Source organism: Nitrospirillum amazonense (genome assembly GCF_007828045.1).
Taxonomy (GTDB): domain Bacteria; phylum Pseudomonadota; class Alphaproteobacteria; order Azospirillales; family Azospirillaceae; genus Nitrospirillum; species Nitrospirillum amazonense_C.
Map to the genome: position 1 here is coordinate 543,928 of NZ_VITN01000001.1, position 25,756 is coordinate 569,683.

Annotated in this window: 21 protein-coding genes and 1 pseudogene; 14 read left to right on the forward strand and 8 right to left on the reverse strand. The window is 68.6% G+C overall.

From position 1 onward, the window contains the following. Positions 1 to 124: 124 nt before the first annotated feature. Positions 125 to 292, reverse strand: a complete 168-nt coding sequence (locus tag FBZ89_RS02200) for a YdcH family protein (protein WP_081486311.1) — start codon at positions 290 to 292, stop codon at positions 125 to 127. 408 nt (positions 293 to 700) lie between these two features. Here FBZ89_RS02200 and FBZ89_RS02205 point away from each other — a divergent pair, with 408 nt between their 5' ends. Then, complete coding sequence (locus tag FBZ89_RS02205) at positions 701 to 2,044, forward strand: MFS transporter (protein WP_145748381.1); 1,344 nt, start codon at positions 701 to 703, stop codon at positions 2,042 to 2,044. A gap of 230 nt (positions 2,045 to 2,274) precedes the next feature. Here FBZ89_RS02205 and FBZ89_RS02210 read toward each other — a convergent pair whose 3' ends face one another. Beyond that, on the reverse strand, positions 2,275 to 3,759 hold the full coding sequence (locus FBZ89_RS02210; protein WP_145748382.1) for a hypothetical protein: 1,485 nt from the start codon (positions 3,757 to 3,759) through the stop codon (positions 2,275 to 2,277). Further along, positions 3,756 to 4,451 (reverse strand): annotated as a pseudogene (locus FBZ89_RS02215) (ABC transporter ATP-binding protein); the annotation flags it as partial. The pseudogene FBZ89_RS02215 and the gene FBZ89_RS02210, both read right to left, overlap by 4 nt. 279 nt (positions 4,452 to 4,730) lie before the next feature. Between FBZ89_RS02215 and FBZ89_RS02220 the strand changes: the two are divergent. Further along, positions 4,731 to 6,407, forward strand: a complete 1,677-nt coding sequence (locus FBZ89_RS02220) for an alkaline phosphatase family protein (protein WP_211115069.1) — start codon at positions 4,731 to 4,733, stop codon at positions 6,405 to 6,407. A 127-nt stretch (positions 6,408 to 6,534) separates the two neighbouring features. On the opposite strand, the gene FBZ89_RS02225 is transcribed toward FBZ89_RS02220, so the two are convergent. Next, a complete protein-coding gene (locus FBZ89_RS02225) occupies positions 6,535 to 7,728 on the reverse strand; it encodes a GGDEF domain-containing protein (protein WP_145748384.1) in 1,194 nt (397 codons plus the stop codon). A 107-nt stretch (positions 7,729 to 7,835) separates the two neighbouring features. Next, a complete protein-coding gene (locus FBZ89_RS02230; RefSeq protein WP_145748385.1) occupies positions 7,836 to 8,771 on the reverse strand; it encodes an ion channel in 936 nt (311 codons plus the stop codon). Positions 8,772 to 9,076: 305 nt separating this feature from the next. Between FBZ89_RS02230 and FBZ89_RS02235 the strand changes: the two genes are divergently transcribed. From FBZ89_RS02235 to FBZ89_RS02275, 9 genes are all read left to right on the forward strand, one after another. Then, positions 9,077 to 10,972: a potassium transporter Kup gene (locus FBZ89_RS02235; RefSeq protein WP_145748386.1), complete on the forward strand. Its 1,896-nt coding sequence runs from the start codon at positions 9,077 to 9,079 to the stop codon at positions 10,970 to 10,972. Positions 10,973 to 11,086: 114 nt separating this feature from the next. After that, complete coding sequence (gene bfr / locus FBZ89_RS02240) at positions 11,087 to 11,563, forward strand: bacterioferritin (RefSeq protein WP_004271553.1); 477 nt, start codon at positions 11,087 to 11,089, stop codon at positions 11,561 to 11,563. Between the two features lie 168 nt (positions 11,564 to 11,731). Beyond that, positions 11,732 to 12,283: a hypothetical protein gene (locus tag FBZ89_RS02245; protein ID WP_145748387.1), complete on the forward strand. Its 552-nt coding sequence runs from the start codon at positions 11,732 to 11,734 to the stop codon at positions 12,281 to 12,283. 10 nt (positions 12,284 to 12,293) lie between these two features. Then, complete coding sequence (locus tag FBZ89_RS02250; protein WP_145748388.1) at positions 12,294 to 13,808, forward strand: carbohydrate porin; 1,515 nt, start codon at positions 12,294 to 12,296, stop codon at positions 13,806 to 13,808. A gap of 72 nt (positions 13,809 to 13,880) precedes the next feature. Next, a complete protein-coding gene (locus FBZ89_RS02255) occupies positions 13,881 to 14,816 on the forward strand; it encodes a hypothetical protein (RefSeq protein WP_211115070.1) in 936 nt (311 codons plus the stop codon). A 167-nt stretch (positions 14,817 to 14,983) separates the two neighbouring features. Continuing rightward, positions 14,984 to 15,568 carry a TetR/AcrR family transcriptional regulator gene (locus tag FBZ89_RS02260; RefSeq protein WP_145748389.1) on the forward strand — a complete coding sequence of 195 codons (585 nt, stop codon included), beginning with the start codon at positions 14,984 to 14,986 and terminating at the stop codon, positions 15,566 to 15,568. 26 nt (positions 15,569 to 15,594) lie between these two features. After that, the gene (locus FBZ89_RS02265; RefSeq protein WP_145748390.1) at positions 15,595 to 15,882 is read left to right on the forward strand and encodes a YciI family protein; all 288 of its coding nucleotides are present in this window, start codon (positions 15,595 to 15,597) and stop codon (positions 15,880 to 15,882) included. Positions 15,883 to 15,893: 11 nt separating this feature from the next. Next, entirely contained in the window at positions 15,894 to 16,502 is a 609-nt protein-coding gene (locus FBZ89_RS02270; protein ID WP_145748391.1) for a DNA-3-methyladenine glycosylase I, read from the forward strand. A gap of 480 nt (positions 16,503 to 16,982) precedes the next feature. Then, positions 16,983 to 17,198: a (2Fe-2S)-binding protein gene (locus FBZ89_RS02275; RefSeq protein WP_246171991.1), complete on the forward strand. Its 216-nt coding sequence runs from the start codon at positions 16,983 to 16,985 to the stop codon at positions 17,196 to 17,198. Positions 17,199 to 17,322: 124 nt separating this feature from the next. On the opposite strand, the gene FBZ89_RS02280 is transcribed toward FBZ89_RS02275, so the two are convergent. Together FBZ89_RS02280 and FBZ89_RS02285 are read right to left on the reverse strand one after the other, a co-directional pair. Beyond that, on the reverse strand, positions 17,323 to 17,547 hold the full coding sequence (locus tag FBZ89_RS02280) for a hypothetical protein (protein ID WP_145748392.1): 225 nt from the start codon (positions 17,545 to 17,547) through the stop codon (positions 17,323 to 17,325). A gap of 39 nt (positions 17,548 to 17,586) precedes the next feature. Beyond that, entirely contained in the window at positions 17,587 to 19,845 is a 2,259-nt protein-coding gene (locus FBZ89_RS02285) for a S9 family peptidase (protein ID WP_186457146.1), read from the reverse strand. Between the two features lie 376 nt (positions 19,846 to 20,221). Between FBZ89_RS02285 and FBZ89_RS02290 the strand changes: the two genes are divergently transcribed. The 3 genes from FBZ89_RS02290 (at position 20,222) to FBZ89_RS02300 (ending at position 24,328) form a co-directional block, all read left to right on the forward strand. Next, positions 20,222 to 20,893, forward strand: coding sequence for a LuxR C-terminal-related transcriptional regulator (locus FBZ89_RS02290; protein WP_145748394.1), 672 nt, complete (start codon positions 20,222 to 20,224; stop codon positions 20,891 to 20,893). 215 nt (positions 20,894 to 21,108) lie between these two features. Continuing rightward, complete coding sequence (locus FBZ89_RS02295) at positions 21,109 to 21,501, forward strand: response regulator (RefSeq protein WP_186457147.1); 393 nt, start codon at positions 21,109 to 21,111, stop codon at positions 21,499 to 21,501. Then, positions 21,485 to 24,328 carry an ATP-binding protein gene (locus FBZ89_RS02300; protein WP_186457148.1) on the forward strand — a complete coding sequence of 948 codons (2,844 nt, stop codon included), beginning with the start codon at positions 21,485 to 21,487 and terminating at the stop codon, positions 24,326 to 24,328. Before FBZ89_RS02295 ends, FBZ89_RS02300 begins: the two co-directional genes overlap by 17 nt. A 34-nt stretch (positions 24,329 to 24,362) precedes the next feature. On the opposite strand, the gene FBZ89_RS02305 is transcribed toward FBZ89_RS02300, so the two are convergent. Further along, entirely contained in the window at positions 24,363 to 25,574 is a 1,212-nt protein-coding gene (locus FBZ89_RS02305; protein ID WP_186457149.1) for a PAS domain-containing sensor histidine kinase, read from the reverse strand. Positions 25,575 to 25,756: the final 182 nt, after the last annotated feature.

Below are 25,756 nucleotides of genomic sequence, written 5' to 3' on the forward strand. Positions count from 1 at the left end.
GCCGCGCGGTGAAGTCGGCATAAAAAAGACCGGATGGGACCCCCCACCCGGTCTTTCACTTTCAGGACCCCGGCACCCGGTTCGGATGGACGGCGGTCCTAAATGGCCAGTGGCCCGCGACGGATCAATGCCGCGTGTGTTCGTCGATCTTCTCTTTCAGCCTGAGCTTTTCGAATTTCATGCGCTGCACAAGGGCGCTGTCATGATAGGGGCGTGCCAGCTCGCTATGGATACGGTCTTCCAAACTGGCATGCTTCTGGCGCAGGCTTTCGACGAAATTGTCAGTGGCCATAGTTCCCTCCAGCTATCTGTTCAAGGGATAAAGGCGTGATCGCCCTGAGTGCCTTAGACGATGGTCCGGTTCTGGCAGTAGTTCCATCCCGTTGGCCGCCGGCGCAGCAAGACTGGCGCCAACGTATATTTTCTTTTATTGACGCATCCGTCATCGGGCGACAATCGGCGCCTTGATGCGGTCATGCCGCGTTTCAAAAGCTTACGCCCCTCATAGGCCGAAGTCTTCAACAAAATAGGATAGTGCTAGACGAAGGGCAGGGGCGCCAACCCCCGGTCCAGCCGCCTATGACAGCACCGTGACAGCCATATGACACCCGAAAAGCGCTGGGTTTCAAGGCTTCTTGAAATATGGGTAATTGCCCGTATTATAAGGGCCGACCCGTACCCCGATCGGATAAGCGCCGCCATGACCGATGTGATCGCCCCCAAGAACTCCTATGGATCCGCTCCCCCGTTGGCGCGGCACCTGGCCCGGCGGGTGGATGGTCGCATCCATTATGGCTGGGTGGCGGCCGCCCTGGCCTTCACCACGCTGCTGGTGGGGGCGGGGGTGCGGGCAGCCCCGGGCGTGTTGTTCGTGCCCTTGGAACAGGCGCTGGGCTGGGACCGCGCCACCATCGCGGCGGCGGTGTCGCTGAACATCTTCCTCTATGGCTTCATGGGTCCGTTCGCGGCCGCCCTGATGCAGGCTGTCGGCGTCCGGCGCACGATCCTGACAGGCCTGGGCCTGCTGGCGGTGACGACCATCACCAGTACCCTGATGACCCGGCCCTGGCAGATGATGCTGTTCTGGGGCCTGCTGGTGGGCCTGGGCACGGGCCTGACCTCCATGACCCTGGCGGCCACCGTGGTGAACCGCTGGTTCATCAAGCAGCGCGGCCTGGTCATGGGCCTGCTGACCGCCAGCTCGGCCACGGGCCAGCTGGTGTTCCTGCCGGGCATGGCGGCCTTGGCCACCCATTTCGGCTGGCAGGCGGTGGGTCTGACGGTGGGGGGTGCTGCCCTGGCGCTGGTGCCGCTGGTGGCCCTATTGCTGCCCGACAGCCCCCGCGCCGTGGGCCTGGCGCCCCTGGGCGGCACCCTGGAGGATGAACTGCCGCCAATTGGTGCACGGGGGGCCAGCAGCAACCCCATCGTCATCGCCTTCACCACCCTGGGCCGGGCGTCCAGGTCGGTGGATTTCTGGCTGTTGTTCGGCAGCTTCTTCGTATGCGGCTTGTCAACCAACGGCCTGATCGGCACCCACCTCATCTCCGCCTGTTTCGACCAGGGCATCCCCGAGGTGGCGGCCGCCAGCCTGCTGGCCCTGATGGGCCTGTTCGACCTGGTGGGCACCACCGGGTCCGGCTGGCTGTCCGATCGGGTGGACAGCCGCAAGCTGCTGTTCTGGTATTACGGCCTGCGCGGCCTGTCCTTGTTCTACCTGCCCCTGTCGGGCTTCAGCCTGTACGGCCTGTCGGTCTTCGCCGCCTTCTACGGCCTGGATTGGATCGCCACCGTGCCGCCCACCGTGCGCCTGGTCACCGACCGCTTCGGCCGCCGCGACGCGCCCGTGGTCTTCGGCTGGGTGGGGGCGGGCCATCAGATGGGCGCGGCCCTGGCCGCCTACGGCACCGGCATCATCCGCACCGAGTGGGGCAGCTATTTCCCCGCCTTCCAGGTCGCCGGCCTGGCTTGCGTGCTGACCGCCATCATGGTGCTGTTCATCAACCGCCGCCGCAACAGCGCCACGCTGGCGGCGGCGGAGTGAACGCTGTCCGATAAAGACTGTAGGCCGCGACCGCGGCCGCCGGAGCGAGCACCGCAGGGCGCAGCGAGGATAGCCGAGGGGCGGATGCCCCGCTGGCGCCTGAAGCAGTTTATCAAAGATACTTAGGCCGCGACCGGGGCCGCCGGAGCGAGACACCCAGTTTACGTAAAGGGGGGCGCAGCGAGGATAGCCGAGGGGCGGATGGCCGCGCCCGTCGCTTGAGGGGAGACCTAAAGAGGCGCCCGCAGTATGGCGACCAGGCCCAGCAGCCCGCCCGCCACCAGCAGGGCGAAGGGGTTGTGGTGCAGCATCAGGACGGTGGCGCCCATCCAGCCGTAACTCATCATCATTTCCAGCAGGGTGCGGCCCACCACCTTGCCGGTGGCGCCCTTGCGCGGTTTCAGCACCTGGTCCACCTCGCTTCCGCTGACCGGCTGCACCCACAGGCTGGCCACCACGGCGCAGAAGGTGGCGGCGATGCCGCAGCTGAGAATGGTCAGCGTACCCCACAGGCTGACGCCGCCGGCCAGCGCGGCCACCACGGCCACCGCCGCCAGGGGCGGCAGGCCGGCGGCCTCCACCTTGGCTTGGCGCAGGCGCTTGGGCGGAACCGGGGCGGCGTTGATCAGGTCGGCGGCACCGTCCGCCAGGGCCAGCTTGGCCAGGGTGCCGGCCGTCAGCGCGGCCATGGGCACCACCAGGGCGGCCAGGGTCAGCGGGTCGGTCCGCCACTGGTCCTGCATGGAAATGACCAGGATGATGGCGCCGCTCATCTGCTGGAACAGCAGCAGGGGCAGTTGCGGGTGGCGGCGCATCAGGCGCCATTCCTTGCGGCGCAGCAGCGGCCCCAGTCGGTCCTGGAAGCGATGGGCCTTGGTCGGGGCCTTGGCCCCGGATGTGGTGGCACCGGCTGCTGCGGTGGCCGTGGCGATGAAGGTGGCGCCCCAGCGCGCCGTGACGACCGCGAAGAGTGTGACGCAGGCGATGACCAGGGCCGCCAGGGACAGGGGATCGCCCAGCAGCGCGTGGCCCGGCAGCAGCACGAAGGCCGCCAGCGGCCCATGCCGCAGCCCATCAGTACGCGCCATCCAGTCGACATGCGGGCCCAGCAGCCGGGGGATCTGCCCCGCCAGGCCCATCAGCATGCCGGTGAAGGCGGCGATGCCCTGGCCCACGACGCGGGCACGCCGCACGCCCACCCAGCGCACCAGCAACAGCGCCACCAGCAGGGCGATCCCCGTCACGGCCAGGGCCAGGGCGGGCAGGGCCAGGTAGGCGGCCAGCCAGTTGGGGTGGCCGAAGATGGCGCCCATGTTGGCGATGGGCAGGATCAGGGCAGCGGGAAACAGCAGGGTCCCGGCCGTCACCGCCAGGGCGCGGGCCGGCAGGATGACGGCGGGCGACAAGGGGGATGACAGCAGCAGGTCGTAGTCGCCCCGGGCATAGATCGTGTCCATGGCGCGGTAGATGGCTGTGCCCATCATGAAGCAGGAGGCCAGCGCCGCCACCATGGCGCCGATCGCCGGCTGCATGTCGGTGCCGCCCCGGCTGGCGCCCAGGGCCAGGAAGGCGCCCAGGACGTGGAACAGGATCACCATGGCCAGCAGGGTGATCCAGACGCCGGGGGATGACAGTTTGATGGCCCGCGCGGCCAGGCGCAGCTCATGCCGCAGCAGCCAGGCCAAGGTTCCCGGGCGCAGGGTCCCGGCGGTCATGCCGGCGCCTGTTCGACCGCGGTCTGGCCGGCGGGCGCGGCCACCAGGTCCAGGAACACGTCTTCCAGGGTGCTGTCGTCGCGGCCCACCCTGCCGCGCAATTCCGCCAGCGTGCCCTCGGCCAGCAGCCGGCCGTCCTGGATGATGCCGATGCGGCCGACCAGCCGCTCCGCCACGTCCAGGATGTGGGTAGTCAGGATGATCGTCGCACCCGCCCGCACCCGTTCCACCAGGATGTCTTTCACTTCGCGGGCGATGGCGGCGTCCAGGCCGGTCAGCGGCTCATCCAGGATCAGCAGGCGCGGGTCGTGGATCAGGGCGCCGGCCAGGGCCGCCTTTTGCTTCATGCCGCGTGAGAAGCCCTCGCACCGTTCCGCCCTGTGGTCCCACAGGTCCAGGCGGTGCAGCAGTTCCTCCGCCCGCGCGCTGGCGTCGGCCGCGGGCACGCCCCACAGGCCGGCCACGAACTCCAGGAACTCCAACGGTGTCAGCTTGTCGTAGATCAGCGGTTCATCCGGCAGCCAGGCCACCTGGCGCTTGGCCGCGATGGGATCGGCCAGGGCGTCGACGCCGAAAACGCGGACGCTGCCGGCGTCCGGGCGCAGCAGGCCCACGATCATGCGCAGCGTGGTGGTCTTGCCCGCGCCGTTGGGGCCCAGCAGGCCGTAGAACTCACCGGGCGCGATGGTCAGATCCAGACCCCGCACCGCCGGCCGGCTGAACGCCTTGGCCAGTCCCCGCACTTCCAACGCCGTCATGCATCCCCCAAGATGACGCCATCCCAGCATTTCCACCTTAAGTCACGCGCCCCCTGGCGACAAGCCGGGCGAAACACATGACATTTCAACGACAACGCCAGACATCTGTTGCGATCCGGCCGCCGATGGAAAACAAGGGTGCGGGCCTGCGTCGCCCGGTCGCATGGGAGCCGGTCGCCAGGGCCCGCCGATCGCAAGGGGTGAGTGGGGGATATGATGACGCGTTGGTATTCCAGGATGGTGGCGCCCCTGATGGGGCCGGTGTGCGCCGTGGCCACCCTGTTGGCCGTGCCCGCCGTCGCGGCAGATGCCGAGGCGCCGGCCCCCAAGCTGATCGTGCTGGTCTCGGTCGATCAGTTCTCCACGGACCTGTTCCAGCAGTACCGCAGCCATTTCACCGGTGGCCTGCGCCGGCTGACGGACGGGGCGGTGTTCCCCAACGGCTATCAAAGCCATGCGGCGACGGAAACCTGCCCCGGCCATTCCACGCTGATGACCGGCGACCATCCGGCCCGCACCGGCATCATCGCCAACGACTGGTACAGCTTCAAAGGTCCCCGGCCGGGCAAGATTTATTGTGCCGAGGATGAGAGCAAGGGCAGCTACAAGGCCTACGTTCCCTCCGACGTGCACCTGAAGGTGCCGACGCTGGGCGAGCGCATGAAGGCGGCCGACCCGGACGTGCGCACCGTTTCCGTTGCCGGCAAGGACCGCGCCGCCATCATGATGGGCGGCCACGCCGTGGACGAGCTGTGGTTCTGGAAGGACGGCCAGGGCTTCATCTCCTACGAGGGGCGCACCGCGCCGGCCGCCGTGGCCGCCGTGAACGAGGCCGCCATGGCCGAGATCGCCAAGCCCGCCAAGGAATATGCCGAGCCGGAATGGTGCAAGGCCATCGACATGCCGGTGGCGGTGGAGAGGAAGGACGACGTCCTGACGGTGGGCAACGGCCGCTTCGCCCGCCAGCCGGGCCCCAAGGCGGAGGCGCAGTGGCGGGCATCCCCCGCGTTCGACGCCGCCATCGTCGATCTGGCCGTCCGCCTGATCAAGGACATGAAGCTGGGCCACGGCAAGTCCGTCGATGTGCTGACCGTCGGCGCCTCGGCCACCGACTATATCGGCCACAGCTACGGCACCGAAGGGTCCGAGATGTGCATCCAGGTGGCCAACCTGGACCGCACGCTGGGCAAGCTGGTCGCCGCGCTGGACGCCACCGGGGTGGACTATGTTCTGGCCCTGTCGGCCGACCACGGCGGCAATGACATCCCCGAGCGTGAGCGCCTGCGCGGCATGCCGATGGCGGCCCGCGTGGACGACGGCCTGGTGTCCGAGAACCTGGGCAAGAAGGTGGCGCCCCTGGGCGTGGACGGCGCGGAACTGCTGTTCGGCGGCGGCAACGGCGACGTCTGGGTGGGCCCGACGGTCGCCGGCACCTGGCGGACCAAGGTGCTGAACGAGGCGCTGGCCCTCTATCGCGCCGACCCGCAGGTTGCCGCCGTCTACACCGCGGCGGAGGTTGCGGCCGCGCCGGCGCCGACCGGCGCCCCGGACGCGTGGTCCCTGCTGGACCGCGCGCGGGCCTCGTTCGACCCCAGCCGGTCGGGTGACCTGGTGGTGTTCCTGAAGCCGCGCATCACTGCCATCCCGTCCAAGCCGGCCAGCTATATCGCCACCCACGGCAGCCCTTGGGACTATGACCGGCGCGTGCCCATCCTGTTCTGGCGCAAGGGCATCACCGCCTTCGAGCAGCCGCTGTCCGTCGAGACGGTCGATATCATGCCCACGCTGGCCGCCCTGGTGGGCTTCAAGCTGGCCCCTGGCGAGGTCGACGGTCGCTGCGTCGACCTGGACGGCGGCCCCGGCGACACTTGCCCAGCCTCCGTTCAGTAATCCGTCACCTACCACAGCGGCATGGATCCCCCATGCCGCTGTTAGGATGCGACCGCATCCGCCGGAAGTTGCCGGGGAGCGGACTGGAAACTGATGTGGCGGCCCGGCGCGTGAGGGAACAACTGAACTAAGCCGCCCCGGCGATGTCGGGGCGGATGAAGGGGATCAGGCAGCCGGCGACGGCGGTGTAACGGTTGCGGCCGGCGCGCTTGGCGGCATACATGCGCACGTCCGACATGGCCACCAGGTCGTTCCAGTCGCGGCTGCCGTCGGACAGCCGCTCCGCCAGGCCGATGCTGGCCGTCTGGGGGGTGCCGTTGGGGCGCAGGCCCAGGCCGCCGTCCGCCAGGCGGTCGATGATGGGCAGGGCGTCGGCCAGGGTGGTGGACGGCAGGATCAGCAGGAACTCTTCCCCACCCCAGCGCACCAGTGTGTCGCTGTCGCGCACGTTGGCGCGGATGCGGCGGGCCGCCTCGCGCAGGACGGTGTCGCCGGCCTCGTGGCCGTAGCGGTCGTTGACGTCCTTGAACTGGTCCAGGTCGAAGAAGGCCAGCGTCAGCGGCTGGGCCAGGCGCTCGGCCTTGGCGAAGCGCACGGCCAGAAGCTCGGCCCCCGCCTGCCGGGTAAGGGCCTGGGTCAGGCCGTCGCGGCTGGCCTGGTCTGTCAGGGTGATCAGCAGTCGCAGCTGGCAAACGCCCGCGATCCCGGCGATGCCGGCGGTGACCAGCACGTGCCACAGGGCGTTGGCCAGCGACTCACCCTCCAGGATCTCGGGCCAGAGGGTCATGGACAGAGCGGTGACCCCCAGGATGGCCAAGCCGGCCGAGCCGGTTTCCAGCGCCGTCAGGGGGAAGAGGGCCAGGCCGGCGGCCGTGATGTAGGGCAGGTCGTTGTAGGCGGTGTTGGCGGCGCCTTCGCCTAAAAAGCCCGGGGCGCTGGCGCCCATGAGGCTCAACATGAGCTGCGCGGCCAGGTAGAAGGCCAGGCTGACGCCCACCAGCAGGCCCAGCGCCGGGGCGATGCCCAGGCGGCCCCGGCGCCAGCGGGGATGGCAGGCCAGGGCCAGGAAGCAGCCGGCGCTGACCAGCCGGTCGGCGGCCAGGGCACCCCAGACGGGCCAGCGGAAACTCATCGCGTCCACCCCCACCCAGCCCACCGTCAGGGCCGCCAGCAGCAGGGCCAGCATGCGCACCCGGCCAATGATCAGGCCATGGCGTTCCCGGGTGACGGCATGGCTGTGCCCGGCCGGCGTCAGCAGCGGGCGCATGTCGTCGCCGCTGGTGAGAAGATGGGCCAGGGTCACGATCGGTTGCCGGGGCACCGGATACTCCAGCGGGGGGAGGATTGCGGCGATCCGGTGCGAAGGGATTCCGCCCCGGCCTTTACGCCTTCCGGTCTATGTATATCGGCTAGTCGTTAACGTCCGGTTTATGCGGTCGGTTGACTTGGCCCCCCATCCGGCCGCGGCTTGGGCAGGCGCTGCGGCTCGGTGTCATGGAAGCGGCCGAAATCCAGCAGGCGGTGGCCGTCATCGTGCACCTTGATGATATCGACGAAGCGCTGGCCCCACAGGATGTCGCCGGCCTCGTAGGTTTTGCGGCTGTAGACCTTCTGCGAATAGTTTTCGTCCGTGCCGCTCAGCAGGACGATGAAGGTCGCGTGGCTTTGCCGCAGGGTCCATTCCGTCTGACCGTACAGCGGGCTGGTCTCATCGATGCGGTGGACGATGGTCCAGGACAGGGCGAACAGGGGCGACTTGGCCCGCACCAGCCTCAGCTCCTCGAACCCGCGCATCATGGTGCCCTCCTCCGTGATGCGCATGGTGCTGAACGATACGCTGGCCTCGGCCTCCAGGATCTGGTTGCCGCGCGTGTTGCCCGCCCGCAGCATCAGCACCGGGTGCCCGTCATGCTGGGTGAACAGGATGTTGCGGCTGAACAGGATCAGCGCCTTGGGACGGGAGAAGCGGGCGAAGATCAGGCCGGTGATCTGGGCCACGCCCAGCATGCCGGTGAAGGACTCGGCGGCCGCCACGCTGTTGGCGTAGACGGTGTTGGGCGCCATGACGCCATAGCCCATGGTGCCCAGCGTCTGCACGCTGAAGAAGAAGGCGTCGGTGAAGGACCCGATGCGGGCGTTGGTGACGCCGCCCGGCTCCATCAGGTACAGGCCGGCGAAAACCAGGTTCGCGATCAAGTAGATGGCCAGCGCCAGGCCGAAGAATCCGCCCCAGGAGATGCTGAGCAGAAAGTGGTAGGGGTCCTGCCAGCGCAGGGCTGGCACCCCCTTCAGGGTGGCGAAGGGGCGGCCGTCGACGGTGATGCGGCGTTGGTGTAGGCGGGCCAGTCGGCGATGGGGTGGCACGGGCGAAAAACCGTTTGTTCAGCGGGGGTTGCGGGGCTTCCGCCACCATAGCCCAAGCGGTGCGAAATGTCGTTTTTTCAAGCGTTGGACAAGCCCGCCCGATGCTGCACCTGCGATGTCATGGTTGACTGCGGTCGTAATCCGTCCCAGGGTGGTGGCGTGGTCGATCCGGCCGCTTTGCCACCGATGTCGTGTTTCAACTGTCGTTTCGTTGCTATTGGACCTCTATCTCTTTTAGCCATACCACCCGACCGTATCCCGAACACGCCATCCTAACGCAGTCCACGCCGATCCCCTCCGCACAGATGCAATCCAGCCACTCTAGCGACCAGCACGACGCCGGTCGCCGCCACTGGGCCCTGACCCTCGGGGCTTTGGGTGTCGTCTACGGCGACATCGGCACCAGCCCCCTGTACACCATGCACACGGCGTTCGACCCGGCCATCACGGGCATGCCGTTGAACGAGGCCAACATCTTCGGCTTCCTGTCGATGGTGGTGTGGTCGCTGGTGCTGGTGGTGACGCTGAAGTACGTCGTCCTCATCCTGCGCGCCGACAACAAGGGCGAGGGCGGCATCCTCTCCCTCTCCACCCTGGCGCTCAGCGGCAAGGACCGGTCGCGCTCGCAACGCCGGCTGATGACCGTGCTGGCCATGCTGGGCCTGGCGCTGTTCTACGGCGACGGCATGATCACCCCGGCCGTGTCCGTGCTGTCGGCGGTGGAGGGGCTGGAGATTTCCGCCCCCGACGTCCAGCATTGGGTGGTGCCCATCACGGTGGTCATCCTGGTGGGGCTGTTCCTGATCCAGAGTGGCGGCACCAACACGGTCGGCCGGCTGTTCGGGCCGGTGATGTGCTTCTGGTTCGCCTGCCTGGGCGCCATGGGCCTCGTCCACATCCTGCAGGTTCCCCATGTGCTGAAGGCGCTGGACCCGCGCTACGCCCTGGACCTCGCCTTCAACCACGGCTGGTCGGTGTTCTACATCCTGGGCGCCGCCGTTCTGTCCTTCACCGGTGGCGAGGCGCTGTACGCCGACATGGGCCATTTCGGCCGCCAGCCCATCCGCCACGCCTGGGTGGGCCTGGTCTTCCCGGCGCTGGTGCTGAACTATTTTGGCCAGGGCGCCCTGCTGCTCAGCAAGCCCGAGGCCATCGACAACCCCTTCTTCCTGCTGGTGCCCGAATTCCTGCTGCTGCCCCTGGTGGTGCTGTCCACGGCGGCGACCATCATCGCCAGCCAGGCCGTCATCTCCGGCGTGTTCTCGCTGACCCGCCAGGCGGTGCAGCTGGGCTATATGCCTCGCATGGAAATCCGCCACACCTCGGAAAGCGAGATCGGCCAGGTCTATGTGCCGCGCATCAACTGGGCCCTGCTGGTGGCCGTGGCGGCGCTGGTGATCATGTTCGGCAGTTCCGCCAAGCTGACCGACGCCTATGGCTTGGCGGTGACGGGCAGCATGGCCATCACCACCATCATGGCGCTGTTCACCGCCCGCGACGTATGGGGGTGGAGCCGGCCGCGCGCCGCCGTCGTCTTCGGCTTCTTCCTGTTCATTGATTTCAGCTTCCTCACCGCCAACTGCCTGAAGATCCCCCAGGGCGGCTGGCTGCCCCTGACGGTGGGTCTGGCGGTGTTCGTGCTGGTCTCCACCTGGCGGCTGGGGCGCAAGGTGTTGTACGATCGCATCTATCGCGACGCCCTGCCCATGTCGCTGTTCCTGGAACGGGCGGACCGCACGCCGGTGCGCGTGGCCGGCACCGCCGTGTTCATGACCGGTAGCGTCGATAAGGTGCCCCACGCCCTGCTGCACAACCTGAAGCACAACAAGGTGCTGCACGAGCGCGTGGTGCTGATGCGGGTGCTGACGGAAGAGGTGCCCTGGGTGACGCGGGAGCGCCGCGTGTCGATGGAAAAGCTGGGCAAGGGCTTCTTCTCCGTCACCGCCCATTTCGGCTTCATGGAGCAGCCCAACGTGCCGCGCGCCCTGGCCGAGTGCCGCCCGCTGGGCCTGGCCATCGATTTGGCGGAGACTTCGTTTTTCCTGGGGCGCGAGACCCTGGTGCCGTCCTCCCGCTCCGACCTCACCCGCTGGCAGGAGCAGGTGTTCATCGCCCTGTCGGCCACGGCCTTGTCCGCAACGACATTTTTCGACATTCCGCCCAATCGCGTGGTGGAATTGGGGACCCAAGTCGAAGTTTAATCCGTCCCTGGTACCGTCCGCCGCGCGCCACTGGAACGCTTTTGCAAGCGCCGCGCGGCAGACGGTGTCGTGGTCCGGTTTCGGGATGGGCCCCGCCTATAAGGAGAATTAGTGATGAAGGGCGATCCGCAGGTCATCGTTCACCTGAACAAGATCCTCACCAACGAACTGACCGCCATCAACCAGTACTTCCTGCATGCCCGCATGCTGAAGAACTGGGGCCTGATGCGCCTGGCCAAGAAGGTCTATGAGGAATCCATCGGCGAGATGAAGCACGCCGACAAGCTGATTGAGCGCATCCTGTTCCTGGAAGGCCTGCCCAACCTGCAGGACCTGCTGAAGCTGAAGATCGGTGAAGACGTGCCGGAAATGTTCGAGGGCGACCTGTCCATCGAGCGGCACAACCGCACCTGCCTGCAGGACGCCATGACCTATGCCGAGTCGGTGCGCGACTTCCAGAGCAAGGAGATCCTGCGGGAAATCCTGGAAGACACCGAGGAGCACATCGACTGGCTGGAAACCCAGCAGGACCTGATCCAGCGCGTGGGCCTGCAGAACTACCAGCAGGAGCAGATGGGCTCGGAGTCGTAAGACGCCGTTTCGTCTCGGAATGTGGAGGGAAGGTCGGACGCGTCATGCGCCGGCCTTTTCTTATGGCCGGCTTCGTTGTTGTTTTGTGACAACGATGGGTTGCGGCGGCACCGGCCCCCGGCGTCTGCTATCTCAATCGTCACCCAGGATGCTTTCCGAGATGCCGTGATGCCGTGCCGCCCGCCGTCCGTCCCCATGCCGCCGCCGTCCCGCCGGGGCGTGGTGCTGGGCTTGGGGGCCGTGGCGCTGGCCGGCCTGGCATCTCCCATCCTGGCCCCCGCCTTGGCCGAGGGCGGCGTGCTGGCGGTGACGGCCAAGGGCGACCTACCGGGCTTCCTGCCGCGCGAGGTGGCGCCCTTCCTGGCCATCGTGATGAACACCGCCGGCAAGAACACGCCCGGCGGCGGGCAATCGTTCGTTGCCGCCGTGTCCATGCCGGAGGGGCCGGACGGGCCGGCGTCCGACCGGGTGGAATGGACCTTCCGCCTCAACCCCTATGCGGCCGGCGCCTCGCGCAGCGTGGGGCCGCCCCGGTCCGCCGGCGGCCGGCTGTTCGGCACGCACCGCCTGATGTCGGTGGAACTGCGGCTCTATCGCGGCGGCCGCTACCAGGCCCAGGTCTTCGGCCAGGTGGAGGTGCAGGGCGGGCGGCGGGACGCCGACCTGCAGACCTTCATCAGCGACATGACGCGGCGCATCCTCGACGCCGCGGCGCAATAGGGGCACGGGGATGCGGAAGGAAGGCCACGCCCTGTTCCGGACCACGCTGGCCCTGGCGCTGGCCGCCGTGCCCGTCTTCTCCGTGCCCGCCTGGGGTCAGCAGGCGGCGGACCAGCCCGGCTCGCTCCAGGCGCCGGCGACCCAACCGACCTCCACCCAGCCAGTTTCGCCCCAACCAGCGGGGGCGCAGCCGGGCGCCGATGGACCCGCCGACGCGCCGGGGCCGGATGCCCCGCCCGGTTTCTGGGATCGCGACGGCCTGACGGGCAACTGGGGCGGCCTGCGCGGCCGGCTGGCGGATAACGGCCTGTCCCTGAATCTGGTCTATGTGGGGGAGGTGTTCGGCCTGACCCAGGGTGGGGTGAAGCGCGACACGGTGGGCGATGGCCGGTTCGAGGCGACGGTGGAGCTGGATGCCCAGACGGCCTTCGACTGGCACGGCCTGCTGTTCCACGCCACCGCCTACGGCATCCATGGCCACGGGCTCAGCCGCTGTTGCCTGCAGAACATCGCCACCGTCAGCAATATCGAGGCGTTGCCCGGCGCCCGCCTGTTCACCCTGTGGGCGCAGCAGACCCTGTGGGACGGCCAGGTCTCCGTGCGCGTCGGCCAGCTGGCGGCGGATGATGAGTTCGTGACCAGCCGGGGGGCCGCCTTGTTCGTCAACGGCACCTTCGGCTGGCAGGCCATCACCGGCGCGGACCTGCCCGGCGGCGGCCCCGCCTATCCCCTGGCCACGCCGGGCGCCCGCGTCCAGGTCTCCGCCACGCCGGAACTGACCGTCCTGGGCGCCGTCTTCTCCGGCAACCCGGCGGGCAGCGCGATCGGTGAGGCCCAGGCCCAGGACCCCAGCGGCACCACCTTCAGCTTCTCCGGCGACGTCTTCACCATCGTGGAGGCGCAGTACCAGCCGGCGGTGGACGAGGGCGGCCCGTGGGGCGCCGGCGGCCAGGCCCCGCTGTTCAAGCTGGGCGCCTGGTTCCACGGCGGCCCCTTCAGCGATGAGCACCACGCCGTCGGCGGCCAGACCCTGGCCGACCCCAGCTCTGGCGGCGTGCCGGCCACCCGGTGGAACGATTGGGGCGTCTATGGCGTGGCCGACGTGCCGCTGTGGCACGCGGGCGACAAGCCGGACGGCGGCCTGGCCGCCTTCCTGCGCCTGGCGGGCGCGCCCGCCGACCGCAACCTCATCGCCTTCTACGCCGATGGTGGCCTGACCTGGAAGGGCCCGCTGCCCACGCGGTCCGACGACACCGCCGGCCTGGCCGTGGCCTATGCCCAGATCGGCTCCGCCGCCGCCGGCCTGGACCAGGACTACCGCCACTACGGCCGGCCCTATTATCCGGTGCGGGACCATGAGTTGCTGGTGGAACTCAGCTACCAGGCCGTGGTGGCCGGCTGGGCCACGCTGCAACCCAATGTGCAGTATGTCGTGCACCCCGGCGGCAACGTCCTGGTGCCCGGCCGCACCACGCCGGTGGGCGATGGCCTGGTGCTGGGCCTGCGCACCAGCGTGCGCCTGTAGGGGCGATGCCGCTATACTCGCCACCCGGACAATGGGTGGAGGCAGGGCGTGGTGGGCCTGATGCGGATGGGATTGGCACTCTTGATCGGCGCCCTGACCCTGGCGACGCCGGCGCGTGCCCAGCGGGCGCCGGATGTTCCGGCCTGGCTGGCCGTCCATGTCGGGGAGGGGGAGGGCCAGATCGCGCCGCTGGTCCTGGCCCGGGCGCAGGCGCTTTATCGGCGTAAGGTGGCGGAGGGCGCGGTGCGCAACCCCTGCTACTTCGCCATGGACGCGACGCGGCCCAACACCGCCGAGGATGGCGGGCCAGGCCGCCGGTTCTATGTGATTTGCGAGGCCGCGCGGACCTTCCAGGCCATTTCCGCCGGTCACGGCGCCGGCCGCCGCCTCGACGGTCTGGCCGACTTCGCCAATGGGCGGGAGTGCGCGCGGAACTTCGGTAACGCCCAGGATTCGGAACTGACCGCCGGCGGCGCCTATGTCACGGCCGAGATCAAGGACAGCTTCAAGGGCTATTACCGCGCGGCCGGCGGCGGCGACGTGCCCCTGGTGCGGTCCTTCGTGCAGTTCGAGGGGGAGGGCGATACCGCCAACGCCCGCCCGCGCGCCATCGGCGGCCATGCCGCCCTGACCCTGAAGGGCCTCTGCCGCCGCCGCGACCCGCGCAACCCCCATGCCGACGCCGACGGCTATGTCCTCCAGGGCACGCTGGTGGACTATACCGGCGGGCGCAGCAACGGCTGCACCAGCTGGTCGCCCACCGACGCCGCCGCCCTCATGGCGGCGGTGAAGGACGCGCCCACCACGCTGTACCTCTATCCCGAGGCCGCCGACATCGCCGCCGTCGCCCACGGGGACGCGGGCGCCTACTGGAACGCCGCCTGCCTGCGCGCCATCGGCTCCCCCGCCTACTGGCCCCAGGGGGCGCTGGCGCCGCTGATCGCCCAGTACCGCCGCGACCATCCCCCACCGCCACCGAGGCCGCTGCCGCTATGCGGGGCGCAGTGACGCGCGCGCCGCTGAAAGGCGGGTTGCGGCCGGACTTGACCGTTTAGGATGATTGTCCTAATCTCCTTTTTGGGACAATTGTCCTAAGGGGCCGGCCGCGCAGGCGGTCCACCATTCGCCGGCCGCGAAGGCGGCCGAGGGCCGGGATGAACCAGGGGGGCGGAAGCGTGGGTGGCCAGGCGACGCGCGATCAGATCATCCAGTGCGCCGACCAGCTGTTCTACCAGAACGGTTTTGAGCACACGTCGTTCTCGGACATCGCGGCGGCGGTGGGGATATCGCGCGGCAACTTCTACTATCACTTCAAGACCAAGGACGAGATCCTGGACGCGGTGATCGCCCACCGCCTGGACGCCACCCGCGCCCTTCTGGCGCGGTGGTCGGCGGGCGGCGCCACGCCGGTGGACCGCATCCGCAGCTTCATCCACATCCTGATCGCCAACCAGGCCAAGATCATGCTGTACGGCTGCCCCGTGGGTACGCTGTCCATGGAGCTGGCCAAGCTGGGCCATGGCGCGCAGGGCGGGGCGACCCAGCTGTTCACCCTGTTCCGTGATTGGCTGCGCCAACAGTTCACGCTGCTGGGCCGGGGGGCGCAGGCCGACGCGCTGGCCCTGCACCTGCTGGCGCGCAGCCAGGGGGTGGCCACGCTGGCCCAGGCCTTCCGCGACGAAGGCTTCATCCGGCAAGAGGTGGAGCAGATGTGCGCTTGGCTGGCCGCCCAGGCCGCCGGCGCGCCCGGTCCAGGCTGACCATCATCAATAATAGGGGGAAGGTCATGTTCGTCGTGTCGCTCACCTTCGCCACCAACCGCGCCGAGGCTGGCCAGTACATGGACGGCCACAACAGCTGGCTGCGCCAGGGTTTCGAGGACGGTGTGTTCCTGCTGTCCGGCAGCCTGCAACCCCAGCAGGGTGGCGCCATCCTGGCGCACAACACCACGCTGCCCGACCTGCAGGCCCGGGTGGATGCCGATCCCTTCATGGCCCAGGGCGTGGTCGCGGCCGAGATCGCGGAGATCACGCCGTCCAGGGCCGACGACCGCCTGGCCTTCCTGCTGGGCTGAGGAGATCCCCCATGACCCTGACGACCTCGGCCCCCGACGGCCGGCCGCGCTGCCGCTGGTGCGACGCGGCGCCGGAGTTCCTGCATTACCACGACCACGAATGGGGCTTCCCCGTGAGCGATGACCGCCGGCTGTTTGAGAAGCTGTGCCTGGAAGGCTTCCAGTCGGGCTTGAGTTGGCGCACCATCCTGGCCAAGCGCGAGAACTTCCGCGCCGCCTTCCATGACTTCGATTTCAACCGCGTGGCCACCTTCACCGGGGCCGACGTGGCCCGCCTGCTGCAGGACGAGGGCATCATCCGCCACCGCGGCAAGATCGAGGCCGTCATCAACAACGCCGCCCGCGCGCGGGAACTGATGCGCCAGGAAGGCTCGCTGGCCGTCTACCTCTGGCGCTTCGAGCCCCGGCCGCAGGACTGCACCCCGCCCCAGACCGTCTCCACCTCCCCCGCCTCCATCGCCCTGTCCAAGGACCTGAAGAAACGCGGCTGGAAATTCGTCGGCCCCACCACCGTCTTCGCCTTCATGCAGGCCATGGGGCTGATCAATGACCACGCCGAGGGCTGCGTGGTGAGGGCGGAGGTGGAGCGGGCGCGGGGAAAGTTCAGGCGGCCGGAATAGTTGTCTTCCGACCGCTCTTTGTTCAGGCCGTCACCAGGCGTTCCGCCACAAGTACTTTGTCACCATTCGTCGCGCCCTAAAAAGGCGCCCATGCAATCTGAGAACGCGCTCCACAAAAGCCGATCCCGCTTGCGTGCCGCCTTTCCTGTCTTTCCATGCAGTTCAAGGAAATCCGCGTCCGCAGCGGCCATATTGGAATCATCGAAGGCCGGCCTCTTATTACCGGCGGAACATTCCCGTTGCTCAGACCATACCGACGTTGCCAACCGTCCATGATCATACTCCGGGTTGATGGAAAGGCAACATATGTTCTTATTTTGTTCTTATCAACTTACGCGTGAGTGGATGCGGCCGATCCGCGGGACCGGTCAAGTCAGAAGGCACCCGGAAACGCACCCCACCCATACGCGAATGCCTCGCAGAATCATCCTTGCCTCTGCGAATGCCTCTCACTATCTTAGGCGCCAGATCAGTCCTTGGGTGGGTACCTGCTCCATGTACGTCTGCGTCTGTAACGCCATCAATTGCCGCGCCGTTCGCACCCATGTCGGGGCCGGGGCGCAGAGCGTGGGGGCGGTGTTCAAGGCCCAGGGATGCTCGCCTCGTTGCGGCAAGTGCTTCGACACCATGCGTGAGATGATCCAGGAAGGGCAGCCGGCCAATATCTCCGAGCCCGTGCTCCGCGCGGCGGAGTAAGCGGGCCGGTTCTCCGCTTTCATTTGCTTCAAAAGAAAAGCCACCGACCCGGCCGGATCGGTGGCTTTGTTGTTTTGGGGCGCTGGGGCCGGCGGCTGAGCTTCCCCTCCCTCATCGTTCCGGCTTACGCCCCGGGCACATCCCGCAGGCGGTGCATCAGGGCGGAGCCGGCGATGATCCAGACGGGGCAGGCCCACAGCAGGGGCTGGATGTTCAGGATCTTGGACAGGCCCACCAGCGCCAGCACGCCGCCGGCATAGGCCAGCATGAACAGCCAGCCCTTCCAGCCCGTTGGGCCGAAGCCCACGCCCCACCAGCCATCGCGGGGGCCGAACCAGCCTTGTCTCATGCGGCGCTTCCTCTCAATTGGCCATGCCCGGCCCATGTCTTACGGCGTCCCGGCCTGCGGGGCGCCGCCCGCCGTCACCGCGCCAGCGCCGCCGGCCGGCCGCAGGGTGCGGTCGAAGAAGTCCAGCATGGTGTTGTAGCGGTGGATGTTGGCGTAGGTGTCGTAGAAGCCGTGGCGCTGGCCCGGATAGGTCATCAGGTTGAACTGCGTCTCCTGCTGTTGCAGGGCGCGCAGCAGTTTGGTGGTGTTGTCAAAGAAGACGTTGTCGTCGGCCATGCCGTGGACGACCATCAGCCGGCCCTTGATGTTCCTCAAATCCTTGAAGACGCTGGAGTCCTCATACGCTGTGCCATCCTGAGGCATGCCCAGGTAGCGCTCGGTATAGGCGGTGTCGTACAGGCGCCAGTCGGTCACCGGGGCGCCGGCGGCGCCGGCGGCGAAGACGCCCGGGGCACGGGTCAGCATGATGATGGTCATGAAGCCGCCGTGGCTGTGGCCAAAGAAGCCCAGGTGCTGCCCGTCCACGAAGGGCAGGGACTTCAGGTAAGTCGCCCCCTTCACCTGGTCCGCCACCTCCACCGAGCCGAAATGATGGTACGTCGCCGACAGGAAGGCCTGGCCCCGATGCGGCGTGCCCCGGTTGTCCAGCACCATGACGACGTAGCCGTTGCGCGCCAGCACCTGGGTGAAGCCCGTCTGGGCGTCGCCCCAGGCGTGGGTCACCAGGGCCGCCGCCGGGCCGCCATAGGCGTTGACGATGGCGGGATACTTCCTGCCGCTGGTTTTCGCGGCCTCACGCGCCCCGGGGGGCACCAGCATCATGTAGTGCAGGTCGCTGCCGTCGTCGGCCTTCAGCACGCCGTATTCCGGCTGGATCTCCCCGGCCAGATAGGGGGCGAAGGGGTGCGTCTCATCCAGCTTGTTCTCGATCAGCCAGGTCACGCGGTTGCCCTTGGCGTCCTCCACCGACAGCTGCGGCGGCTGGCGCGGGCCGGAATAGCTGTGCAGCCAGCTGCCGCCCTTGGCCGCCATGACGGCGCCGTGCCAGCCGTCCTCGGTGGTCAGGGCTCTCACATCGCCCTTGGCCAGGCCCACGGAATAGACGTGGTGGTCCAGCGGCCCCTCGCGGAAGCCGGTGAAGAAGACGCGGCCGGCGGCCTCGTCCACCCCCGCCACGGCGTCCACCATCCAGTCGCCCTTGGTCAGGGCGCGGCAGCGGGCGGCCTCATGGTCGCAGAGGTAGAGGTGCTTGAAGCCCGTGCGCTCCGACGCCCACAGGATCTTGCCGTTGGCCAGCGCCCGCAGGTCCTCATGCAGGTTCAGGAAGGTCTTGCTCTCCTCCGTCAGCAGGGTGCGCACGGCGCCGGTCGCGGGGTTGACGGCCAAGAGGTCCAGCCGCTTCTGGTCCCGGCTCAGGCGCTGCACCAGCGCTTCCGTGCCGTCGCGGCGCCAGTCCACCCGGGCCAGGTAGTAATTGGCCGGGTCGCCCAGGTTGACGCTGGCCACCTTGCCGCTGGCGGCGTCCATGATCTGCAGCGTCACCTTGGCGTTGGGGCCGCCGGCGAAGGGATAGCGCTGCGGCACCACCGTCACGCCTTCCGCGCCATAGTCGTAGCGGCTGACCAGCGGCACGTCGGACTCGTCCACGCGGGTATAGGCGATGTAGCGGGCGCCGGGCGACCACCAATAACCGGTGTTGCGCTTCAACTCCTCCTGCGCCACGAACTCCGCCGTGCCGTAGGACAGGGTGCCCGCGCCGTCGTGGGTCAGGGCGCGCTCCTGGCCCTTGGCCAGGTCATAGACATAGAGGTTGTTGCCGCGCACGTAGCTCACCAGCGTGCCGCCGGGGGCGAAGCGGGCGTCGATGGCCGCGTCCTTGGTGGTGGCGCTGTCGGTGATGCGCTTCGGGCTGCCGCCCTGGGGCATGATGAAGACGTCGCCCGCCATGGGGAACAGCAGGGTGCGCCCCTCGTCATCCCAGCCGTAATCGACGATGCCGGTGTCGCGGATGCGCTGGCGCTCGCGGCGGCCGCGCTCCTCCTCGCTCTCCTTGGCGCTGAACTGGTTGCTATCGACCAGCAGGCGGTCGGTGCCGGCCTTGATGTCATAGGCCCACAGGTCGGTCTTGTTGGCGTCGTCGGCCTTGGCCTTCAGGTAGGTGACCAGGGTGCCGTCGGGGGAGAATTTCACGCCGCGCGCCCGGGGGCCGTTCAGCGCCGGGCTACCCAGCATGCGCTCCACCGTCAGGGCGGGACCTGATCCCGCCGGGGCGTCGGCCGCCAGGGCCGGCATCGTCATCAACGCGCCCGCCAAAACCGTTCCCGCCAGGATACGACGCCAAGCCCCCATCGCCGCGCCGTCGCGGCCGGCGCGCCCCACCATTCCCATATCGACCTCCCAAGGCGGCGCGCCGTTGAGGCCGGCGCCGCTGGTTTTAGACCCAAGCTGCCCGGCACCGTATCTGATGCGGCGGATAAATGTAAACGGGACGCCTGTGGCCGGCGGCGGTGCCTGTGGCCGGCACCCTGTGCCAAAGCGTTGTTTTGAAATTGTTGTTTTGGGCGGGGCGCGGGCGGATGATGGCGCCCAAGAACGGCGCCGCGCAACGGACGCCACCGTCTGGGGGATCGTGGGGCCGGAGGGGGATGCCGTGGAACGTGCCGCGAATAGGCCGATGCGGGTGCTGGTCGCCGACGACCACCCCATGTATCGCGACGCGCTGGAACTGTACCTGATGCGCGACTGGCCCCAGGCCAGCCTGACCGCTGTCGGCTCGCTGGAGGAACTGGACGTCCTGGCGCAGCAGCCGGGAACGCCGGACTTCGACCTGGTGGTCATGGATTGGCAGTTGCCGGGGGGCGAGGGCGGCGCCGGGATGGACCGCCTGGACGCCGCCGGCATCGACGCGCCGGTGGCCGTGGTCACGGGGCACGATGACGCCGCCATCGCGCGTGAGGCGCTGACCCGGGGCGCCTGCGCCTTCCTGCCCAAGACGCTGTCCAGCGTGGCCCTGGTGCAGATGCTGAAGGTGGTGGCGGTGGGCGGCAGCGTGGTGCCGGCGGACGTGGCCCTGCGCATGGCTGGCGCTTTGCCAGCCCCCCTGACGGCCCCCCTGGGCGGTGCCAGCGCGGCACCCGACAGCGGCGGCCTGCTGACCGAACGGGAGTGCCAGGTTCTGGAGCATCTGGCCGGCGGCGCCACCAACAAGGAGATCGGTCGGCTGCTGGACCTGCAGGAGGTGACGATCAAGCTGCACACCCGCCGCATCCTGCGCAAGCTGGGCGCCAAGAACCGGGTGGAGGCGGTGACGCGGGCGCGCGACCTTGGCCTGTTGAGCGGGGGCTAAGGCCTTGGGAATGAAGGAAACGCAGGGACGGCTGGCGCCGGACGCGGGGCATGGCGACCATGCAAGGTTGTGGGATAGCGGCGCGCTATCCCTCACTATCCCTATTCCCCGGACCGATAGCCTTCGCGACAGGTGCGGATGGGGAACGGTTGCGATCATATGCGATCCGCAACCTGGACCACCCATTCCTGTTCATCGCCCGAAAGCCTATCCCAATGAGCGCCATCCTGATCGTCGACGACAACCCGTATTTCCGCGACTATCTGTGCGAGGCGGTTCGGCGCCTGGGATACGCCCCCATCATGGCCGCCTCGGCCCGCGAGGGCCTGTCCGTGCTGGCCTCCCAACCGGTGCGTGCCGTTGTTTCGGATCTGCTGATGCCGCAGATGGATGGATTGGAATTGGCCCGGGCGATCCGGTCGCTGCACCCCCGCATGCCCCTGCTGATCCTCAGCGACGGGCCGGAGGCCATCTCCGCGCCCTGCCTGCGCGCGGCGCAGCTGATCTATGGGGCCGCCGTTTCCGAAAAGGCCAGTGGCGGCCTCGGCACGATGCTGGCCGACTTCCTGGCCCAGCCGGGGAAGGAGGCGTGTGAGCCTGCCGCCTGACGCCCATTCCGCGCGGGCCCCGCTCGCGCAGGGCAGCATCACCACCCGCCTGTTGTCTATCCTGGTGCCGCTGGTGCTGTTGGCGGCGGCCGGCACCGCCTTCGTGGCGGTCCGCACCAGCCGCGCGGTGGTGGAACGGTTCGCGGTGGATTACGGCCAGGATCTGGCCAACAGGCAGGCGGGCGAGATCGCCGCCATCACCCGGGAAAAAATCGCCTTCGTCGAAGGCCTGGCCCGCCAGGTGGAAAGCATGGCCGCCACCGGCACCAGCGACCGGCGGCTGGTGGCCAAGTATATCGAGCGCACGGCGCTGGCCCACCCCAACATGGTGGGCTTCTGGTTCCTGGCGGAGCCGGACTTCATGGGCCCGGACCAGACGTTCAAGGACGGCGACCCCACCCTGGGCCTGCCGGAAAGCGGGCGTTTCGCCACCTATTACGTGGCCGATGGCCAGGGTGGCGTGAAGGCCGGCGAGGTCCGGCCCGACTTCTATCACGATGAGTATTACACCCGCCCGGCCCAGTCCCGGGTGCGCCAGGCCATCCCGCCCTACCTCTATACGGTGCTGGGCCGGGCGGTCTGGATGATCTCCTACACCATTCCGGTGATCGTGGACGGGCGCCTGATCGGCGTGGCCGGCACCGATGTGTCGCTGGAGGCGCGGGCGCAGGAATTGGACAGCCGCCGGCCCCTGGGCGGCAGCATCTACATGATCAACCGCGAGGGCAACTGGACCTACCATCCCGACCACGCCCTGCTGGCCACCAAGGCCACGGTGGGCGAGGGGGCGCAGTTCCAGTTGAGCGCGGATGAACTGGCGCAGGTGCTGAAGGTTCAGCCCTATGAGGTGGAACGGCTGGACAAGAACGGCTTGCGCATCCGCCGCTATGCCGTACCCATGGTGTTCTTCGACGGCGACAGCCGCCGCCTGTTGCTGCTGGACGTGCCGGTGCATGGCCTGAGCGCGCCCTTCGCCGGCATCGGCACCGCCATCATGCTGGCGGCCCTGGCGGCGGGGCTGCTGATCAGCCTGGTGCTGGTGGCGGCCGTGCGCGCCATCATCGGCGTGCCGCTCGCGCGCATGGCGCGGACCATAGACCTGCTGGACAAGGGGGGGGCGGTGGCCGTGCCCGACACCGGGCGCGACGACCAGATCGGCGGCATCGCCCGGGCGCTGGACCGTTTCCGCGGCACCTTGGCGGAGCGTGACCGCCTGCGCGCCCAGGTGGAGGAGCGGACGACGGCGCTGGAGCGCATGCTGGCCGGCGTGGGCGCCGCCAAGGACGCCATCGTGCTGTTCGACCGGGACTACACCGTGCTGTACGCCAACCCCGCCGCCATATCCCTGCTGGGCGCGCCGGACGGGGTGGCGGTGGTGGGCCGATGCTGGCGCGACCTGCTGACGCCGGAGACGGCGGCCCGGTCGGAAGAGGGGCACCAGCGCTGCCGCGTCGACCTCATGTCCACCGGCTACGCCCACATGGTGAGCGAGACGTGGGAGAGCATCTGGGGCCGCACCATGGAGGCGTACGAGACGACGCTGAGCCTGCGGCCCAACGGCGACATCGTGATGGTGCTGCGCGACGTCTCCGCCGCCCGCCGTGTGGCGCGCGAGCGTGAGGAATTACAGCGCCAGGTCCTGCAGCAGGACAAGATGGAGGCCATCGGCCGGCTGGCCGGCGGGGTGGCGCACGACTTCAACAATCTGCTGGGCGCCATGCTGGGCTATGTCGAGTTCCTGTTGGACGACCTGGATCCGCAGGACAAGGCCCACAGCTATGTCGCCCGCATCAACGCCGTGGGCAAGCGCGCCAAGGAACTGGTGGGGCAGATCCTGACTTTCGCGCGCTCGGACAAGGGGGAACTGCAGGCCGTGTCGCCCGTGGCGGTGCTGGAGGATGCGCGGGGCATCCTGCGCTCGGCCGTGCCGGCCACGACGGAGATGAGCTTCCAGATCGCGGGCTCGGTGCCCAATGTGCGCGCCAGTCCCACCCAGCTGGTCCAGGTGCTGATGAACCTCGTGATCAACGCCCACGACGCCCGCCGGGGCGAGGGCGGGCGCATCCGTGTCCGCCTGTTCCCGGGCCCCGCGCCGGAGGATGCGCGGGTGAGGGAGGGGCGCTGGGTGGAGCATGAGGCCCTGCCCTTCGACAAGGGCCGCCCGCACGTGGTGCTGGAGGTGGAGGATGAAGGGCATGGCATGACCATGGAGGTCATGACCCGCCTGTTCGAACCCTTCTTCACCACCAAGGGCAAGGGGCATGGCACCGGGCTGGGCATGCCCGTGGTCTACGGTATCGTTCGCGCGCATGGCGGTGGCATGACGGTGATGTCGTCTGAAGGTGAGGGGTCCCTTCTGCGCGTCCTGCTGCCGGTGGGTGGGCCGGGCGCCATGACGGCCCCCATGCTGGCGCCCGCTTCCGTGAAGGCGGTGCCGCACCGCCGCTTGCGCATCCTGGTGGTGGACGACGCGGCGGAGATGGGCGACATGCTGCTGGAAGGCCTGTCCCGCCGGGGGCATGAGGTCGCCATCTGCGAAACCCCGGCCGAGGCGCTGGAGGTGTTCGAGGAGAACCCGCTGGCCTTCGACGCCGTTGTCAGCGACCAGACCATGCCCGGCATGACCGGCATGGCCCTCATCGCCCTGCTGAAGACCCGCCGGCCTGATCTGCCCTGCGTGCTCTACACCGGTTACAGCGAGCGGTCGGACGAGAAGGCGGTGCTGGCCGGCGGCGCCGACGCCTTCTTCCTGAAGCCGGTGGTGGTGGAGCGCCTGGCCGCGAAGGTGGAGGCACTGTGCGCCACCCGGTCGGGGGTGTCGGTCTAGGTCCCCAGGGGCGGCATCAAGGGGCGCATGAAGTCTAACGCGCCGCCGGCGTCGGCAGGTGCAGGGTGGCGACGGTGCCGTTCAGCAGGGAACTGGCCAGATCCAGGTGGCCGCCCAGCATGCTGGCGATGCTCTGCGCGATGGGCAGGCCCAGCCCCAGGCCCTGCTGACGCGCGCGCGCCTGCAGGATGACGCTGCCGAAAGGCACGGCGGCGGCCTGCAACTCCTCCGGCGACATGCCGCGGCCCTGGTCGATGACGCGCAGGATGACACCCTCCCGCCGCTGGCCGATCTCCACCACCACCGCCTGGTCGGGCGGGGAGTAGGTGAGCGCGTTGGTCAGCAACTCGGTCAGGGCGCGGTTCAGCAGATTGCCGTCGATCTCCAGCACGCAGGGCGCCGTGGTTTCCGCGTCGTGCCGGACGCGCACGCGCTTGTCCCGCCCACCGCCGACCTGACGGACCAGACGGGTGACGAAGGGTTCCAGCTCGATCAACTGCAACTCGCTCTCGATGGACCCCGACGCCAGGCGGGTATAGTCCAGCAGGCGGTTGATGGTGCGCAGCAGCCGGTTGCCGGCGCTGGTGATTTCTCGCAGATAGTCGTCGCGCTCCGCCACTTCCTCCTGGTCCAGCTGGCCGATCAGGTCGCCAAAGCCGAGGATGGCGTGCAGCGGCGTGCGCAACTCATGGGTCACCAGGCCCAGGAAGCGCTCCTTCGCCTCGTTGGCGCGCTGGGCCTTCTCATTGGCGGCGCGCAGGGCCTGCTCCGCCTCCTTGCGAGTGGTGATTTCCTCTACCGTGCCTTCGTAATAAAGGGGCTGGCCGTTGGCATCGCGCACTTCGCGGCAGGTCTCGGAAATCCAGATGATGGTGCCGTCGCGGCGCCGGATGCGGGACTCAAAGCCCTGGACCACGCCGCGCGCCCGCATCTCCGCCACGAAGGCCTCGCGCCGGCCGGCATCGACATAAAGCTGCACGCCGATATCGGTCAAGGTACCCAGCATGTCCTCGCGGCTGTCATAGCCGTACAGCCGGGCCAGCGCCGGGTTGGCATCCAGATAGCGGCCGTCGACGGTGGTCTGGAACAGGCCCCAGGGCGCCTGCTCGAACAGGCGGCGGTAGCGGTCCTCGGGATTGGCGGCGTCGGCCTCCGCAGGCGCCGACCCTTGAACCGCGGCGACCACCTGGATGGGCGGTTCGGGGAGGACGGGCGCATCCAGCGCGGCCGGGGTGGGAACCGTCATGGCGGGTGGGGGCTCGATAGCCAAGGATACCGGCAAACCTGTCAGCAAACACGCCTCCGCGCGACCCCAATACGGACATTCAAGACGCGATGTTCCCATCCGGTGTCCTTGGGCATCCCGCGGGATGCACAGGGAGCAGAGGCGCACGGGGTGGTATCCACGTCCACAAGCGGCCAGATCAG